The organism is Caulobacter sp. FWC2 (assembly GCF_002742625.1).
Taxonomy (GTDB): domain Bacteria; phylum Pseudomonadota; class Alphaproteobacteria; order Caulobacterales; family Caulobacteraceae; genus Caulobacter.
This window is the reverse complement of record NZ_PEBF01000001.1, coordinates 1639513-1655693: the sequence shown is the minus strand read 5'-3', so window position 1 is coordinate 1655693 and position 16181 is coordinate 1639513. Positions and strand designations below refer to the sequence as shown.

The window sequence follows — 16181 nt, the reverse complement described above, 5'->3', positions numbered from 1 at the left end:
GAACCAGGCGATGAAGTCCCTGTGCCGCGACTGCGGATGGACGGGCGAGGCCAAGGCCGCGCGCTGTCCGTCCTGTCACTCGCCGCGCACGATCTTCCATGAAGAGCTGGGGACGCTGTCGATCGCCCACCTGGACTGCGACGCCTTCTACGCCTCGGTCGAGAAGCGCGACGATCCGTCCTTGCGCGACAAGCCGGTGATCGTGGGCGGCGGCAAGCGCGGGGTGGTGACCACCGCCTGCTACATCGCCCGCATGAGCGGCGCCCGCTCGGCCATGCCGATGTTCAAGGCGCTGAAGCTGTGCCCCGACGCCGTGGTCATCAAGCCCGACTTCGCCAAGTACAAGGAAGCCAGCCGGCGCATCCACGAGAAGCTGGACAGGCTGACGCCGCTGATCCAGCCGCTGTCCCTGGACGAGGCCTGGATTGACCTGACCGGCACCGAGCGGCTGCACGGCGCGACCCCGGCGGCGATGCTGGCGCGTGTGCAGGCCGAGATCGAGCGTGACATCGGCCTGACCGTCTCGATCGGCCTGGCCCCCAACAAGTTCCTGGCCAAGATCGCCTCGGAACTGGACAAGCCGCGCGGCTTCTCCGCGATCGGCGCGGCCGAGGCGCAGAGGTTCCTGGCGGACAAGCCCGTGGGCATCCTGCCGGGCGTGGGGCCGGCCACGGTTTCAAGCCTGGCGGAAATCGGCCTGAAGACCGTCGGCGACATCGCCGCCGCCGACCTGAAGCTGCTGGCGGGCCGCCTGGGCTCCGGCGGACTGCGCCTTCACCGCCTGGCCCACGGTCAGGACAGCCGGATGGTCGACCCAGACCAGTCGCGCAAGACGATCAGCGCCGAGACCACCTTCAACGACGACCTGCACAAACGCGACGCGCTGGAGGACGAACTCTGGCCTCTCTGTGAGAAGGTCGCCAAGCAGGCCCGCACGGAGGGCGTGGCCGGCCGCGTGGCGACGCTGAAGCTGCGCACGCCCGACTTCAAGGTCCACACCCGCCGCCGCACCCTGGCCATCCCGACCCAGACGGCCCGCACCCTGTTCCAGGTGGCGCGCGAACTGCTGGCGGCCGAGAAGCCGGGCCTGTCCTACCGCCTTATCGGCGCGGGCCTGACCGAGTTCGTCGACGCCGAGACCGCCGGCTCGGACATGTTCGCCGACGACGAGCGCCGCACCCTGAAGAACGAGACCGCCATCGACGCCCTGCGCGGCAAGTTCGGCGCGGCGGCCGTGTTCAGCGGGCGGGCGCTGAAGGGGCGCTAGCTGAGTCGCGGCGGGAGAGTGACTTCCCCTCTTGCGCGACATCATACCGCGCACCATTTGGACCTTTCGCCCACGGAACCGTTCGCGCGCGGCCTTCGCTCTCCCAATCGTGAAGCCGTTTTCCGAGGCGCCCCTGTGCTAAAGCGGCGCAGACGTGTCTCGGCCTCTTCCAAAGCCGTCGCGTTTCCATATCTAATTCAGACAGGCGGGTGATTTGCCCGCCGGGAGAGAACAAGTCGATGGCCGAGCGAAAGCAAGGCGGACAAGGCAACGGCGCAGGATCTTCGGTCGTCACGGAAGTGAAGCCGAAGACGCAGAAGCCTTCGCTCTATCGAGTTCTGATTCTCAACGACGACTACACTCCCATGGAGTTCGTCGTTTACGTGCTCGAACGGTTCTTCAACAAGTCACGTGAAGACGCTACGCGCATCATGCTCCATGTCCATCAGAACGGCGTGGGCGTGTGCGGGGTCTACACTTACGAAGTCGCAGAGACCAAGGTCGCGCAAGTCATCGACTCGGCGCGGCGCCATCAGCACCCTCTGCAGTGCACCATGGAAAAGGACTGAGGAGCCCACCCATTGCCCTCTTTTTCGCGCCCCCTGGAAGAATCCCTGCATCGCGCCGTCGCGTACGCCAACCAGCGTAAGCACGAATACGCGACCCTGGAGCATCTCCTGCTTTCCCTGACCGACGACGAGGACGCCGCCGGAGTTATGCGTGCGTGCGACGTCGATCTCACCGCGCTGAAGAAGAGCCTCTCGAACTATCTCGACGTCGAACTGGCCTCGCTGGTCGTCGACGACGACGAGGACGCCAAGCCGACCGCCGGCTTCCAGCGCGTGATCCAGCGCGCGGTGATCCACGTCCAGTCGTCGGGCCGCGAAGAGGTCACCGGCGCCAATGTTCTGGTCGCCATCTTCTCCGAACGTGAGAGCCACGCCGCCTACTTCCTGCAAGAGCAGGACATGACGCGCTACGACGCGGTCAACTTCATCGCCCACGGCATCGCCAAGAAGGCCGGCGCCTCCGAGCCCAAGAACGTCAAGGGCGCCAACGCAGGCTCGAACTCGGCCGAGGACGACGGCGAAAAGCCGAACGCCAAGACCGGCGGCGAGGCCCTTGAGGCCTATTGCGTCGACCTCAACGAAAAGGCCCGCCAGGGCAAGGTCGACCCCCTGATCGGCCGCGCGAACGAAGTCGAACGCGCGATCCAGATCCTGTGCCGCCGCACCAAGAACAACCCGCTGCTCGTGGGTGATCCCGGCGTCGGCAAGACCGCCATCGCCGAAGGCCTTGCCCGCAAGATCATCACCAACCAGGTCCCTGAAGTCCTGGCCGGCGCCACCATCTACTCGCTCGACATGGGCGCGCTGCTGGCTGGCACCCGCTATCGCGGCGACTTCGAGGAACGCGTCAAGCAGGTGGTCAAGGAACTGGAGAACCACCCGAACGCGGTGCTGTTCATCGACGAGATCCACACCGTGATCGGCGCCGGCGCGACCAGCGGCGGGGCTATGGACGCTTCGAACCTGCTGAAGCCGGCCCTGGCCTCGGGCAGCCTGCGCTGCATGGGCTCGACCACCTACAAGGAGTTCCGCCAGCACTTCGAGAAGGATCGGGCCCTGGTCCGTCGCTTCCAGAAGATCGACGTGAACGAGCCGTCGGTGGAAGACACCGTCAAGATCCTCAAGGGGCTGAAGAGCTACTACGAGGACTTCCACAAGCTGAAGTACACGGCCGAGGCCATCAAGGTCGCGGTCGAGCTGTCGGCCAAGTACATCACCGACCGCAAGCTGCCCGACAAGGCGATCGACGTGATCGACGAGGCGGGCGCGGGCCAGATGCTGCTGCCGGAAGGCCGTCGCAAGAAGGTCCTGGGCGTCAAGGAGATCGAAGCCGTCGTGGCCAAGATCGCCCGCATCCCGCCCAAGTCGGTCAGCAAGTCGGACACCGAGGCGCTGAAGGAGCTGGAAACGGACCTGAAGCGCGCCGTGTTCGGTCAGGACGACGCGATCATGCAGCTATCCTCGGCCATGAAGCTGGCCCGCGCCGGTCTTCGCGACGCGGACAAGCCGATCGGCTCGTTCCTGTTCAGCGGCCCCACCGGCGTCGGCAAGACCGAAGCCGCCAAGCAGCTGGCCCTGACGCTCGGCATCGAGATGATCCGCTTCGACATGTCCGAGTACATGGAGCGCCATACCGTGAGCCGCCTGATCGGCGCCCCTCCCGGCTATGTCGGCTATGACCAGGGCGGCCAGCTGACCGACGCCGTCGACCAGCACCCGCACGCGGTCGTGCTGCTCGATGAAATCGAGAAGGCTCACCAGGACGTCTACAACATCCTGCTGCAGGTCATGGACCACGGGGTTCTTACCGACTCCAACGGCAAGAAGGTCGATTTCCGCAACGTGGTCCTGATCATGACCACCAATGCGGGCGCCTCGGACGCCCAACGCCAGTCCATCGGCTTTGGTCGCGACAAGGTAGTCGGCGAGGAAGAGGCCGCCCTCAAGCGCCTGTTCACGCCGGAATTCCGCAACCGCCTCGACGCGGTCGTGGCCTTCAAGCCGCTGACGCCGGAGATCATCCGCCAGGTCGTGCAGAAGTTCGTCATGCAGATGGAGGCCCAGCTGGCCGACCGGAACGTGACGATCTCGCTGAGCGACGACGCGGCCGACTGGCTGGCCAAGAACGGCTTCGACGAGCTTTACGGCGCCCGCCCGCTGGGTCGCGTCATTCAGGAGCACATCAAGAAGCCCCTGGCCGACGACATCCTGTTCGGACGCCTGGTTCGCGGCGGCCACGTCAAGGTGGTGCTCGAGAACGGCAAGATCGCCTTCGAGATCGAGAGCACGCCGGACCCGAAGGCCAGCAAGACCGACGAAGCCGAACCGGCTTTGGTCGAATAGGCTTAGGTCTAAAGACCTAGCGAAGGGCCCGGAGCAATCCGGGCCCTTTTTCGTTTTCGGCAGGCCAGGAGCGCCTAGAGCGCCGCCGAGATCTTCGCGGCCAGGGCCTTCAGGTCCTCGACATTCGCCATGCCGCCCTCGCCGTGGCGGCCCAGGCCTTCGCCCTCGTAGCGGGGGATGACGTGGAAGTGCAGGTGGAAGACCGTCTGGCCGGCGGGGGCGCCGTTGAACTGGGTGACGACCACGCCGTCGGGCTTCAGAGCCGCGACCACTGCGGCGGCGGCCTTTTGCGTCGCGCCGATCAACCGTCCCAATGTCTTTGCCTCGGCCTCAAGCAGGTTGCGAGCCTGCGAGGTCTTGGAGATCACCAGCATGTGGCCCCTCGCCTGAGGGAACACGTCCATGAAGACCAGGACCTGATCGTCCTCGAACACCTTCACGCAGGGGATCTCGCCGCGGATGATCTTGGCGAAGATGTTGTCGGCGTCGTAGCGTCCGTCGAGGCTCATGACTGTCTCCCTTTGACGGAATGGTCGTAGCAAACCGCACGAGGCGCGCAAACCGTGGACACGAAACCCCAGGGTCTGACCGAGCAGCAGGAGAAGTGGTTCGCCTCGGTCAAGGCCAACCTCGAGCGCGAGACCGGCAAGACCCTCGAGAACTGGGTCGAGATCGTCCGTCGCGACTGCCAGGAGACCAAGCCGCGCGCCCGCACCGACTGGCTGAAGGCGACCTACGGCATCGGACAGAACCGCGCCGCCGCCATCTTCGGCGTCGCCTTCCCGTCGGAGATGGGCTGGGACGACGCTGAAGGCCTGCGCACGGCGCTGTGGACCGACCCCGCCTCGACTGCGATCCTGGAGGCGGTCGAGGCCGCCGTCGCCGACCTCCCCGGCTTGGTCACGGGCCAGCGCAAGGGGTTCACGGCGTGGTCGCGCAAGGCGCAGTTCGCGGCGCTGAAGCCCCTAAAAGGCGGCGGAGCGATACTAGGCCTGGCCGTGGAGCCGGACGCCGCCCCTGGCCTCTCCGAACCCAGGAATGAGGGCTGGTCCGAACGCCTGAAAGCCAAGCTGCCCCTCACCTCGCCCGCTGAGGTCGACGACACGGTCAAGGCGCTGCTGAAGGCGGCCTGGGCGCGGTCCTGAGGCGTCAAGCTTCACAGTGGGAACGCACCTGCGCAGACGCCGTTCGGTCTTCGCCATTCAAGGAGACCATGATGTCCAACGAAGCCGATCTGGCCGAGAAGTTCTGGAAAGCCCTGAAGTCGGACCGCACCGTGATGCTGGGCCTGCCCGACGTCGACCGCGGCCGCGCTCAGCCGATGACCGCCCAGATCGAGGGCGATCATTCGGGCCCGATCTGGATTTTCACCTCGTCGGAAACCGACTTGATCCAGTCGCTGAGCAGCGAAGGCCGCGACGCCTTCATCCACTTCGCCGACAAGGGCCACCACCTGTTCGCGGCGGTCGACGGGTCCCTGCGGATCGACACCGATCGCGAGACGGTCGATCGCCTGTGGAATCCCTTCGTCGCCGCCTGGTTCGAGGGCAAGGACGATCCGAAGCTGCGCCTGCTGCGCTTCGAACCGCGCGACGCCCAGATCTGGCTGAACGAACACAGCCTGTTTGCGGGCGTGAAGATGATGCTCGGGATCGATCCGAAGGCCGACTACAAGGACAAGGTCGCAGAAGTGCAGCTGAGCTAGGGTCAGCCCTATATTTCCCCGATCTCCCCGGCGAATGCCGGGGCCCAGAGCCATCCAGAGCGATTGATGGTCGCGCCTAGGCGCCGGGCCACCCACAATAGCTAGTGGGTTTGATCTGGGTCCCGGCATTCGCCGGGAAGATCGGGTCGATGGGCGGCTACCGTTCCTGCCGGAACGGCGAATACTCTTCCGTCAGCATCGCGATGTCGCTCTCGACCGCCTCGCGCTCGCGTTCCAGGTAGCGGGCCACCGGCTCGCGCAGGGCCGGATCAGCGATCCAGTGCGCCGAATAGACCGCGCTGGGCAGGTATCCGCGCGCGATCTTGTGCTGGCCCTGCGCCCCGGCCTCGACGCGCGGCAAGCCCAGCCGGATCGCGTGCTCGATGGCCTGATAGTAGCAGAGCTCGAAGTGCAGGAACGGCACGTCCTCTGTGCAACCCCAGTGGCGGCCGTACAGGCAGTCGCGGCCCAGCAGGTTCAGCGCCCCGGCGATCCAAGGGCCACCCGGCCGGCGGGCCATGATCAGCAGCACCTTGTCGGCCATCCGCTCTTGCAGCAGCGAGAAGAAGCGGCGGTTCAGATAGGGCCGCCCCCACTTCCGCGACCCCGTATCCATGTAGAAGCCGAAAAAGGCGTCCCAGTGATCCTCGGTCAGGTCGTCACCGGTCAGGGCGACGATCTCCAGCCCGTCCTGGGCGTCGCGGCGCTCGCGGCGGATGGTCTTGCGACGGTTGGCCGACAGGGCCGCCAGGAAGGCGTCGAAGGTCGCGTAATCGCGGTTCTCCCAGTGATACTGCTGGTCCTGGCGCAACAGCATCCCGCGCTGGCCCATCCAGGCCCACTCGTCCTCGACCGGGAAGGTCACGTGCAGCGATGAGGCCCCCATGCGCTCGCACAGGGTCAGGGCGCCGCCCAGCAGGGCCGAGCGGCCCTCGTCGACATCCACATCGGGCCGCACGATCAGCCGCGAGCCGGTCACCGGCGAGAACGGAGAGGAGCACTGGAGCTTGGGATAGTACCTACCGCCAGCCCGCTCATAGGCGTCGGCCCAGGCGTGGTCGAAGACGTATTCGCCCTGGCTGTGGGACTTCAGATACAGCGGCATGACCGCCGCGACATTACCCGCCTCGTCCAGCACCGACAGGTGCTGCGACGCCCAGCCAGTGCGCGGCGAGACGCAGCCGCTCTCTTCCAGGATCGACAGGAAGTCGTAGCTGACGAACGGATCGCCGGTGTGGTCGCCGCAGGCGTCCCAGTCGGCCTTGCCGATCTCGGCGATATCACGATGGACGCGAACCGCTGACTGGACGCCGGCCAGGGCCGAACTCACGCCGTGAAGCCCTCGAAGATCAGGTTGTCGCAATGATCCTTCACGCCTTCCCACTGGTCGGGCGAGCGGACCGTCCAGGCGACGATCGGCATGCCCTTGGCGCGATATAGGTCGGCGCGGGCGCTGGGCAACATGTCCAAGCCCAGGGCCAGAAAATCGGGCCGCGCCAGCTCGACCTGCTCCAGCGCCGCCAGCGACTTGCGCATTTCGGGCGCCAGCTTGCGAGCGCCCTCGTCGTTCCAGCTATAGCTGTCCAGGCCGCGCAGGATCTGCGGGTGGTGGTCGGCGAACCAGGCGTGCGAATACGGATTGAAGCCGATCACGGCGGTCGGGCCGTTGTGGTCGACCAGCACTTCGGTGACCCGCTTCTCCAGCGGGCCGACCTCGCCGAACGGCGTCTTCAGCTCGATGAACACCATGGCGCGGTGGCCGATCAGGGTCAGGGTGTCGGCCAGGGTCGGGATGGTCTCGTCCGTGCCCTTCAGGGCCATGGTCCCGAGGTCGGCGGCGGTGTGGTCCCGCAGGCGCCCCTCCTTGCCGGTCATCCGCTCCAGGCGCTCGTCATGGAACACCACCGCCTCGCCGTCGGCGGTCAACTGGACATCAAGCTCGATGCCGTAGCCGCCAGCGCAGGCGGCCTGGAAGGCAGCGCGCGAGTTCTCCGGCGCGCCGTCCGGGGTCCAGAGGCCGCGATGGGCCACCGGCGGATCGAACAGGCGCTCCCACGCCTCGCCGAAGACGTCGGTCGAGGGGCGTTCGCGCGAGCTCATCAGGCGATCTCCACCACCGCGTCGACCTCGACCGCGAAGCCGAGGGGCAGACGATAGACCCCCACCGCCGAGCGGGCGTGGCGGCCGGCGTCGCCCAGGGCCTCCACCATCAGGTCCGAGCAGCCGTTGATGACCTTTGGGATGTCGATGAAGTCCGGACCGGCCTGAACGAAGCCGCCCAGCTTCACGACGCGGACCACGCGGTCCAGGTCGCCGTCGCAGGCCGCCTTCATCTGGGCCAGCAGGTTGATCCCGCAGATGCGGGCGGCCTTCTGGGCGGTCTCCAGGTCGACGTCGACCCCGACCGTGCCCTTGATGCCCCCGTCGGCGTCCAGCGAGATCTGGCCGGAGATGTGCACGAGATTGCCCGTCTTGACGAAGGTCACGTAGTTGGCCACCGGCGCCACTGGCTGGGGCAGCTCAATCCCGATCGCCTTCAGGCGTTCCTCGACCTTCGACATCCACGCGCTCCACTGAAAGGCAGTGGGGCATGCTTATCGCGCCCCGTCGGAGCACAAAAGAGAAAAGGCCCGAACCTTCCGGTCCGGGCCTTTCCAGATGTTGGATCGAGCCCGAAGGCCCGAAACAGAAGCAGCGCTTAGCGCGCGGCTTGGAACTTCTCGACGGCGGCGCTGGCGCGCTCGTTCAGCGGCTTGACCGAGTCCTTGATCGAGGCCGAGACGATCTCCGAGGCCTTGCTGACCTGGGCGATGTAGGCTTCCAGAGCGGTCTTGGCCCAGGCGGTCTGCAGTTCCATGGCTTCCTGGACGCTCTTGGCGCCGGCCAGCGACTTGGCGGCGGCGACCTGGTCTTCCATGGCCTTCTTCGAATAGGCGAAGGTCTGGGCGCCCAGGGCTTCGGCGCCCTTGGTGGCGGCGGTCACCGAGGCGACGACGGCTTCCAGGTTCTTCTTCGAATGGGTGTTGGCTTCGGCCAGGGCGGCCAGCGACTTCTCGACGCCGTCCTTGAACGCTTGGTTCGAGGCGGTGCTGAATTGTTCGACGGTGTTCTTGACGGTTTCGGCGGCGGCCATGGGAGATCTCCTGGGGAGGGAATGAGGCGGGGCCGAATGAACGAGCTGCAACTCGCCACCAGCGCTTGGAACACCGCGGTTCTCTCATGTTGCAGTGCAGCAGTCAATGATTTTGTGCAGCGCACCATGACGCTACGTCATGCCCTCGCAAGCTGCAGCATTGGAAACACGCGCCTGAAATTTTCGCGCCCGCGGCAACATCGCTCACCAGTTGTTTACTTTAGCGAAAGGCCGCTTCCATCATGCTAATGGTCACGCGTGTGGCGGTGCGAAACCGCTTCCCAGTTCAAATGACGGACGTCGCTTCATGTTCGCCAAGCTTACCACCGCCCGTTCTTTCCTGGCCGTCGCCGGCCTCGCGCTCTCGTGCCTGTTCGGCGCCGTGGCGCCGACCCCGGCTTCGGCGGCCATACCGTACCTGCAGCTGAACGCTCAGGAACCGAAGTACGCGGCGATCGTGATCGACGCCAATTCGGGCGAAGTCCTTTACGACAAAAGGGCTGACAGCCCCCGCTACCCCGCCTCGGTCACCAAGGTGATGACCCTTTACCTGACCTTCGAGGCGCTGAGCGAAGGCCGCCTGAAGCTGACGGACCGGGTCGTCATGTCGCCCCGCGCGGCCGCCCAGGCCCCGACCAAGATCGGCATTTCGCCCGGCGACAGCCTGTCGGTCGACGAGGCCATCAAGGCCATGACGGTCAAGTCGGCCAACGACGTGGCCGTGGCCATGGCCGAGCGACTCGCCGGCAGTGAGTCGCGCTTCGCCGCCCTGATGACCCTGCGCGGTCAGGAACTGGGCATGCGCAACAGCCGCTTTGTGAACGCCTCGGGCCTGCCCGATAGCCGTCAGATCTCCACGGCCCGGGATCTCGCCATCCTGTCGCGCGCCACGATGCGCGATTTCCCGCAGTACTACAGCTACTTCTCGGTGAAGGGCTTCTACTTCCGGGGCAACTACGTCAAAGGCCACAACCGCCTGCTGGACAGCATGGACGGCTTCGACGGCCTGAAGACCGGCTACACGAACGCCAGCGGCTTCAACCTCGCCGGCTCGGCCGTGCGCGACGGCCGTCGCCTGATCGCCGTGGTCCTGGGCGGCCCCTCGACCGCCTGGCGCGACAACAACATGGAAGACCTGCTGCTGACCGGCTTCGACGTCATGAAGCGCCGGTCGCGCGGCGAGCGCACCACCATCGCCGCCAACATCTATGAGGAAGAGCCGTCGGGCCCGATCGAGCGTCCGTCGACCGAACAGGGCGACGGCGACCAGGCCGGCCTGCGGATCGTCCTGACCGAGAACCCCCGCAACCCGGGCCCGGTGAAGGTCTCCCCCACCCTGCGCGGCGCTCAGGAAGCCGCCAAGCCGGCCCCAAAGGCCGCCGCCAAGAAGCCGAAGGGCGAATGGGGCGTGCAGGTCGGAGCGTTCAAGTCCAAGTCGCTGGCCAACGACCAGCTGAAGCTGGTGCGCAACCGCTTCGCCAAGATGGTCGCCGACGCCGAAGGGGCTGTCGAAGGCGCGGCCGGCGGAGCCTTCCGCGCCCAGTTCCAGGGCCTGACCTCGGACGCCGCCCGCGAGGCCTGCTCGGCCCTGAAGGCCAAGCGGATGCCCTGCATGGTGCTGTCGCCGCGCTGAGCCGACCCCCACCGCTGAAACAAGAAACCCCGGAGGGCGACCTCCGGGGTTTTGCTTTTAGGCCTCCGCCATCACCTTTGAGATCAGCCGCGCCAGCCGTCCCACGCCTTCCTCGATCTGCGCGTCGGTCGGCAGCGAGTAGCTGAGGCGGATGGCGTTGGCCGTCTTCACCTCGGCGAAGAATGGCGCGCCGGGCACGAAGGCCACGCGCTCTTCGGCAATGGCCCGGGCCAGCAGGTCCGCGCCGTCGATGCCTTCCGGCAGGTCGATCCACACGAACATGCCGCCGTCGGGATGCGACCAGGTCACGCCTTCGGGCATGGACCGTTCCAGCGCCGCCAGCATCACCCGTCCCTTGGCGCCATAGGCCCCGCGCAGGCGATGCAGATGCTGGTCGTAGCCTTGAGACACCGCGCGATGGGCGACCATCTGGTTGATCGTCGAGACGTGCAGGTCCGCGCCCTGCTTGAGCAGAACCAGCTTCTCGATCACCGGCTTGGGGCCGCAGACCCAGCCGATGCGCAGGGCCGGCGACAGGGTCTTGGACAGGGTTCCCAGGAACATCGTCCGGGCGTTGTCGATGCCCCCCGCCCGAGCGATGTCGAGCGACAGGAGAGTAGGCGTCGGCTCGCCGGCGAAGCGCAGTTCGCGATAGGCCGCGTCCTCGACCAGGGTCATATCCAGCGCGGCCGCGAGGTCCAGCAGGGCCTCGCGCTCGGCCAGGGTCAGGCTGACGCCGGTCGGATTGGCGAAGTCGGGCACGAAATAGCCGAGCGCGCCCCGCGGCAGGTCGGTCTCGCCGCCCGTCAGCGCCGCGTCCGCCAGGTCGCGATAGGTCGGCTGGTAGCCGTTGAAGGCCTGCAGCGCGCCCAGATAGGTCGGCCGCGCCACCACCACGGTGTCGCCAGGGCTGATGAACAGCTTGCCGATCAGGTCCAGCGCCTGCTGCGAGCCGGCGGTCAGCATGATGTTGTGCGGCTCGCACGGCATGCCGTCGCGGGTCATGCGCTCGGCGATCCACTCGCGCAGCGGCAGATAGCCCTCACTGACGGAGTATTGCAGCGCCTGCCTGGCCAGCACCGGATCGCTCAGCACGGCCTCGTAGTCGGCCTGGATCCGCTCGGCGGGGAACAGGGCGGGATCGGGGATGCCGCCGGCGAACGACAGGATGTCGGGCTGGTCCAGCAGCTTGAGAAGCTCGCGGATCTCGCTGGCGTGGACGCGGTCCATGCGCGCGCTGAAGCGCTCGGCCCAGTCGATGGGTGGGTTGGTCATGGGAAGATCAAGGTCCGAAACTGAAATGACGCCATAAGCCGCGCGCGGCGGCTCGCTCTGAACGCGGTCAGAGCGTCATACCGAGCAGGTTTGGCCCGACGAGCGACGACGCCAGAAACGTTGGTTATTGATCATGGTGGAAGTCGTAGCCTAGCTTCGCCGCCTGATCAAACGATCCCGCGCGGCGTTGAGCTGGGCCGCCAGCCCTTCGGTGCCGCCCTTGTCCGGATGGGCCATCTGGATCAGTCGCATATAGGCCGCCTTGACCTCGGCCAGGCTCGCGTCGGGGCCGACGCCGAGAATGGCCCGGGCTTCGGACAGGCTGAGCTCGGCCTTTGGCGGATGGACGATCTCGCGGCGGATGACCGGCCGGCGGCGGGCCTCGGTGACGCTCCATAGGCCGATGACCCCCAGCACGATCCCGGTGCCCCAAGACCCGCGGATCGACGCATAGGCCGCCCCGGCGAAGGCGGCGATCGAGGCCGCGCCCGCCCCGACCCGCCAGCCGTCGCCGTTCAGGAACCTGCGCCCCTTGGGCCACAGCAGGAAGACGAGGATGGCCGCGCCCAGCAGCAGGTACAGCATCGGAACTCCAGATACGAAAACGGGCGGCAGGGTCGCCCCAGCCGCCCGCTTTCTAACTTAGGCCAGCGCCTACTGCGCCGCCAGCAGGGTCTCGCCGGAATAGGCCGACAGGCCCAGGCTGTGCATCAGGGCGCGCAGTTCCTGGCGGGCGGCCAGGTGCTGAAGCGACACCGGCACCGGGCGCACCTGCGGCGACAGGTCGGCGATGGTCAGGCCGAACGGGAACAGCTCGCGATAGATGACCCGGTCGCGCAGGCCGGGGCCGATGCGGAAGCCGACGCGCTTGGCCAGGGCCGTCAGCCGGTCCTCCAGGCGCTTGCGGTTGCGGGCCTCGGTGGTGGCGAGGCGGTTGCGCAGCACCACCCAGTCCATGGCCTGGCGCTGGCCCGACAGGGCGCGCTGCTTGCGGCCTTCCCAGACGGTCAGCGAATAGAGGCTGGGCTTGGTCAGCTCCAGGGTCACCGGGTCGACGGTGCCCAGCATGTCGAAATCGACGAAGCTGTCGTTCATCGGCGTAACCACCAGGTCCGCGCGGCCGTGGGCCAGGCGCGTGATGGCGCTGTCGCCGCCGGGGGTGTCGATCAGGATGAAGTCGCATTCCTCCGCCGCGCGGGCGAAGGCGGCCTCGAAACCGGCGACCTGCTCTTCGTCGCCCTTTTCGGCCAGAGCGATGTCGTTGTCGCTGAGGGTCAGCGACAGTGGCATGGGCAGGTCCAGCTTCTTGCTGGCCGCCCAGGCGACGCGGTTCTCGAAGAACCGGCCCGAGGTGCGCTGGCGAAGATCCAGGTCCAACACGGCGACCTTGGCGCCGCCGTACAGCAGCGCAGTGACAAGGTGGACGGCGATGGTGGACTTGCCCGCACCACCTTTTTCGTTGCCGACGACGATGACGCGCGTTTCGGCCATGACTCGATCCTCGATGCTTCGCGACTCGCGCGACCTTGGACTGAAGGTTAACACGATGTTACCGCCGCCCTAGCGGGTCAACCGGTTCAATCCACAAGCATAATTGTCGCACCCCTGGCGGGGCCTCACGCAACGGACGGTGGACCTGTGGAAGCCGCGAGGCCATAAGCGCGGCCTGTCCGCGTGGAGGCCCAGCCATGACCCAGATCGTTCGCACCGTCGCGCAGATGCGCGAGCACGTCCGCGCCTGGAAGGCCGCCGGCCAGCGCGTGGCCCTGGTTCCGACCATGGGCGCCCTGCACGAGGGCCACCTGACCCTGATCCGCCTGGCCCAGCAGAACGCCGACCGGGTGATCGCCACCGTCTTCGTCAATCCCAAGCAGTTCGCCCCGCACGAGGACTTCGACGCCTATCCGCGCGGCGAGGCGATCGACGCCGAGAAGCTGGCCTCGGTCGGCTGCGACCTGATGTTCGCCCCCAATGGCGCGGAGATGTACGCCCCCGGCTTCGCCACGGCGATCACGGTCTCGGGCGTCTCCGAACCGCTGGAAGGCGCGGCGCGGCCGCAGTTCTTCGGCGGCGTCGCCACCGTGGTGGCCAAGCTGTTCATCCAGAGCCAGGCCGACGTCGCGGTGTTCGGCGAGAAGGACTACCAGCAGTTGCAGGTGGTCAAGCGGATGACCCGCGACCTGGATATCCCCATCGAGATCATCGGCGCCCCGACGGCGCGGGCCGAGGACGGCCTCGCCCTCTCCTCGCGCAACGCCTACCTGTCCGCCGAAGAACGCGCCGCCGCCGTGGCCTTGCCGACGGCGATGAAGACCGCCGCCGCCGCGGTCGCCGCGGGCGGTCGGATCGACGAGGCCGAGCAAACGGCGACGGCCGCGCTGAAAGCGGCCGGCTTTGGTCAGGTCGACTATGTGGAAGTGCGGGAGGCCAACGACCTGTCGCGCCTGGGCCCCGGCCCGATCGGCCAGACGCCTAGTGGGCCTATTATGGGCCGCATTCTGGTCGCCGCGTGGCTGGGCAAGACGCGGCTGATCGACAATATGGCGGTAGCCTAGATCGGCCTGAGGGCGATCAGCAGCCCCGCGATCAGGCCCACGAACAGCATTCCCACGCCCAAGGCGGCGAAACCGGCCTTCATTGTCATCTCTCCCGTGTCCCCTGCGGCAAGATGACACCCGCCACGGTTGCCAGTTCGATAACGACACATCCGAAAGTTATTCCGGCGAAGTCACCACGCGCCCAGCTCGCGCAGCTGGCGGGCGAGATCCGGCGGCAGGTCGGCGGCTTCGCTCTCGGTCAGGTCAGGCGGCGCGTCCTCGGGCTTCAGGTAGCGCCAGCCCTGAAAGGCCCGGCGCGGCTGCGGCGCCACGCGGATAATCGGCGGATCGACCGTCACCTCGCAACGCGACGCCGCCCCCTCCCCGACCGTATCGATCGCCAGGATCTTCTGGCGGCAAAGAACCTGCCCCTTGAACACCCGATACAGCGAGCCGCCGTCCAGCACCTCGTCGATCCGCTTGGGCGTCATGCGGGTGTGCATGATCCAGGGCTGGCTCGCGTCCCTGTGCCAGGCCAGGAGATCGTCGATCGTCTCGCATCCGACGACCAGCTTGATGATGTGCAACGCCATGGGCGCTAGATAGCGCGCTTCCAGGGTAAGGCAACCGACGCATTCATCCGCCCGCTCTCGCCCCGTTGGGGAAAGCCATCGACGGCTCATAAGACACCGTTATCCCTTGGCTATCGCGTTCATGTGGGGGCGTGATCCGAGCCCGGAGGGCTCCATACCGCCGTTTCGGACGCCTTGTGGGAGGCGCCCGCAGCGGCGGTCTTCGTTTGGGGGCTGGGGATTTGAGGGCCGCGATGGGTGGAAGTTGGGAACTCGGCTTCAGCCCGAGCCACGCAGTCCGACGTCAGCCGGACAGCGGACGTCGCGAGGGGCTATGAAGGGTGGTTGGAGAACCTTGGCTTAGAAGCGCCCCCTCCGTCTCGCTGCGTGTCCGCAGCGATCCACCTCCCCCGCAAGCGGGGCAGGAGGATGCGGCTTCCTCCTCACCCGTGAAACGGGGGAGGTGGCGCGGCGCCGGTAGGCGACGTGACGGAGGGGGCGCTAAAACGTCCGCTACGGGTCGAAATTCGTCTCAACTACCGGCGCCGAAAGCCGACCTTGGTCGGTGCGATCCTTAAATCTCTTGGAGGCCGCAGCCCTGAGCTCGTCTCGCCGTGAGATGTAGGATGATGCTCTACCGATGCGGAAGGTCTTCTTACCGATCCTAAAACATCCCGTCATTCCCGCCCTTGTGGCGGGAACCCCTCTGTCCGCCGCAAGGGCGGGGGTGTGGCGGGCCAGCCCGCCAAAGCTTGTCACGTGTCAGCTGAACCAGGGGTTCCCGCCACAAGGGCGGGAATGACGGCTGTTTGTGGGGATTGGACGGCGTCCATCCCCGGCGTTCGCAGCGTCCAATCCCACGAAATCAGACACTTGTCGATTTTACACGCCGCTGAATGATCGGCGTTCAGAACGGCCGCACAATGCTTGCACCTCGTCGCGAGGAAAGGGCGCATGGCCAGCGACCGTTGCGGCGGCGGGGGGCGATCGAGCGGGCGCGCTCGTCGGCGCGGGGGAAGCTCCGCAACTGCATCCCTCTGGCGGCGGTCGGCCCTGGAACACAGAAACGATGTGGGATGTCGGGCCGAGGAGGCGACAGGGGAGTCGAAAGGCTCCTGACCGGGACCTGGATCTCGCGATCCGGCCC

The 16181-nt window shown here is 66.8% G+C and carries 18 protein-coding genes and 2 pseudogenes; 8 read left to right on the top strand and 12 right to left on the bottom strand.

Annotated elements, in window-relative coordinates; translation table 11 throughout:
* Positions 1-10 precede the first annotated feature (10 nt).
* The 3 genes from CSW62_RS08125 (at position 11) to clpA (ending at position 4179) form a co-directional block, all read left to right on the top strand.
* A complete protein-coding gene (locus CSW62_RS08125) occupies positions 11-1267 on the top strand; it encodes a DNA polymerase IV (RefSeq protein ID WP_099576693.1) in 1257 nt (418 codons plus the stop codon).
* Positions 1268-1506: 239 nt separating this feature from the next.
* The gene (gene clpS, locus CSW62_RS08115) at positions 1507-1836 is read left to right on the top strand and encodes an ATP-dependent Clp protease adapter ClpS (protein ID WP_099576690.1); all 330 of its coding nucleotides are present in this window, start codon (positions 1507-1509) and stop codon (positions 1834-1836) included.
* 12 nt (positions 1837-1848) lie between these two features.
* Complete coding sequence (gene clpA / locus CSW62_RS08110; RefSeq protein WP_099576688.1) at positions 1849-4179, top strand: ATP-dependent Clp protease ATP-binding subunit ClpA; 2331 nt, start codon at positions 1849-1851, stop codon at positions 4177-4179.
* A gap of 74 nt (positions 4180-4253) precedes the next feature.
* Here the strand turns inward: clpA and CSW62_RS08105 are convergent, their stop codons facing one another.
* Positions 4254-4688 (bottom strand): HIT family protein, encoded by a 435-nt coding sequence (locus tag CSW62_RS08105; protein ID WP_099576685.1) that lies wholly within the window; start codon positions 4686-4688, stop codon positions 4254-4256.
* A gap of 54 nt (positions 4689-4742) precedes the next feature.
* Between CSW62_RS08105 and CSW62_RS08100 the strand changes: the two genes are divergently transcribed.
* On the top strand, positions 4743-5324 hold the full coding sequence (locus tag CSW62_RS08100) for a DUF4287 domain-containing protein (protein ID WP_099576683.1): 582 nt from the start codon (positions 4743-4745) through the stop codon (positions 5322-5324).
* Positions 5325-5392: 68 nt separating this feature from the next.
* Positions 5393-5884 carry a pyridoxamine 5'-phosphate oxidase family protein gene (locus CSW62_RS08095; protein WP_233206632.1) on the top strand — a complete coding sequence of 164 codons (492 nt, stop codon included), beginning with the start codon at positions 5393-5395 and terminating at the stop codon, positions 5882-5884.
* A 157-nt stretch (positions 5885-6041) separates the two neighbouring features.
* Here CSW62_RS08095 and CSW62_RS08090 read toward each other — a convergent pair whose 3' ends face one another.
* The 4 genes from CSW62_RS08090 to CSW62_RS08075 all read right to left on the bottom strand — a co-directional run bounded on the left by CSW62_RS08090 (position 6042) and on the right by CSW62_RS08075 (position 9017).
* Entirely contained in the window at positions 6042-7214 is a 1173-nt protein-coding gene (locus CSW62_RS08090; protein ID WP_099576681.1) for a GNAT family N-acetyltransferase, read from the bottom strand.
* A complete protein-coding gene (locus CSW62_RS08085; RefSeq protein WP_099576679.1) occupies positions 7211-7984 on the bottom strand; it encodes a glycerophosphodiester phosphodiesterase in 774 nt (257 codons plus the stop codon). Before CSW62_RS08085 ends, CSW62_RS08090 begins: the two co-directional genes overlap by 4 nt.
* Complete coding sequence (locus tag CSW62_RS08080; RefSeq protein WP_099576677.1) at positions 7984-8445, bottom strand: RidA family protein; 462 nt, start codon at positions 8443-8445, stop codon at positions 7984-7986. The genes CSW62_RS08085 and CSW62_RS08080 overlap by 1 nt, the downstream gene beginning before the upstream one ends.
* Before the next feature lie 137 nt (positions 8446-8582).
* The gene (locus CSW62_RS08075) at positions 8583-9017 is read right to left on the bottom strand and encodes a phasin family protein (protein ID WP_099576674.1); all 435 of its coding nucleotides are present in this window, start codon (positions 9015-9017) and stop codon (positions 8583-8585) included.
* A 307-nt stretch (positions 9018-9324) separates the two neighbouring features.
* Between CSW62_RS08075 and CSW62_RS08070 the strand changes: the two genes are divergently transcribed.
* The gene (locus CSW62_RS08070) at positions 9325-10650 is read left to right on the top strand and encodes a D-alanyl-D-alanine carboxypeptidase family protein (RefSeq protein ID WP_099576672.1); all 1326 of its coding nucleotides are present in this window, start codon (positions 9325-9327) and stop codon (positions 10648-10650) included.
* A 57-nt stretch (positions 10651-10707) separates the two neighbouring features.
* On the opposite strand, the gene CSW62_RS08065 is transcribed toward CSW62_RS08070, so the two are convergent.
* From CSW62_RS08065 to CSW62_RS08055, 4 genes are all read right to left on the bottom strand, one after another.
* Positions 10708-11925 carry a PLP-dependent aminotransferase family protein gene (locus CSW62_RS08065; protein ID WP_099576669.1) on the bottom strand — a complete coding sequence of 406 codons (1218 nt, stop codon included), beginning with the start codon at positions 11923-11925 and terminating at the stop codon, positions 10708-10710.
* A gap of 75 nt (positions 11926-12000) precedes the next feature.
* Positions 12001-12060 carry a hypothetical protein gene (locus CSW62_RS26085; protein ID WP_143324456.1) on the bottom strand — a complete coding sequence of 20 codons (60 nt, stop codon included), beginning with the start codon at positions 12058-12060 and terminating at the stop codon, positions 12001-12003.
* 15 nt (positions 12061-12075) lie between these two features.
* Positions 12076-12510: a DnaJ domain-containing protein gene (locus tag CSW62_RS08060; RefSeq protein ID WP_099576667.1), complete on the bottom strand. Its 435-nt coding sequence runs from the start codon at positions 12508-12510 to the stop codon at positions 12076-12078.
* A gap of 69 nt (positions 12511-12579) precedes the next feature.
* Positions 12580-13416, bottom strand: a complete 837-nt coding sequence (locus CSW62_RS08055) for a division plane positioning ATPase MipZ (RefSeq protein ID WP_099576664.1) — start codon at positions 13414-13416, stop codon at positions 12580-12582.
* A 197-nt stretch (positions 13417-13613) separates the two neighbouring features.
* Between CSW62_RS08055 and panC the strand changes: the two genes are divergently transcribed.
* Positions 13614-14480 (top strand): pantoate--beta-alanine ligase, encoded by an 867-nt coding sequence (gene panC / locus CSW62_RS08050; RefSeq protein ID WP_099576661.1) that lies wholly within the window; start codon positions 13614-13616, stop codon positions 14478-14480.
* Here the strand turns inward: panC and CSW62_RS26080 are convergent.
* The gene (locus CSW62_RS26080) at positions 14477-14563 is read right to left on the bottom strand and encodes a hypothetical protein (protein WP_143324455.1); all 87 of its coding nucleotides are present in this window, start codon (positions 14561-14563) and stop codon (positions 14477-14479) included. The two genes, panC and CSW62_RS26080, sit on opposite strands and share 4 nt — an antisense overlap.
* A 90-nt stretch (positions 14564-14653) precedes the next feature.
* Positions 14654-15055, bottom strand: coding sequence for a DUF1489 family protein (locus CSW62_RS08045; RefSeq protein WP_099576659.1), 402 nt, complete (start codon positions 15053-15055; stop codon positions 14654-14656).
* A 347-nt stretch (positions 15056-15402) separates the two neighbouring features.
* On the opposite strand from CSW62_RS08045, the pseudogene CSW62_RS26855 reads away from it, so the two are divergent.
* A pseudogene (locus CSW62_RS26855) lies at positions 15403-15515 on the top strand (hypothetical protein); the annotation flags it as partial.
* A 426-nt stretch (positions 15516-15941) separates the two neighbouring features.
* On the opposite strand, the pseudogene CSW62_RS27420 reads toward CSW62_RS26855, so the two are convergent.
* Positions 15942-16033: pseudogene (locus CSW62_RS27420) on the bottom strand (hypothetical protein); the annotation flags it as partial.
* Positions 16034-16181: the final 148 nt, after the last annotated feature.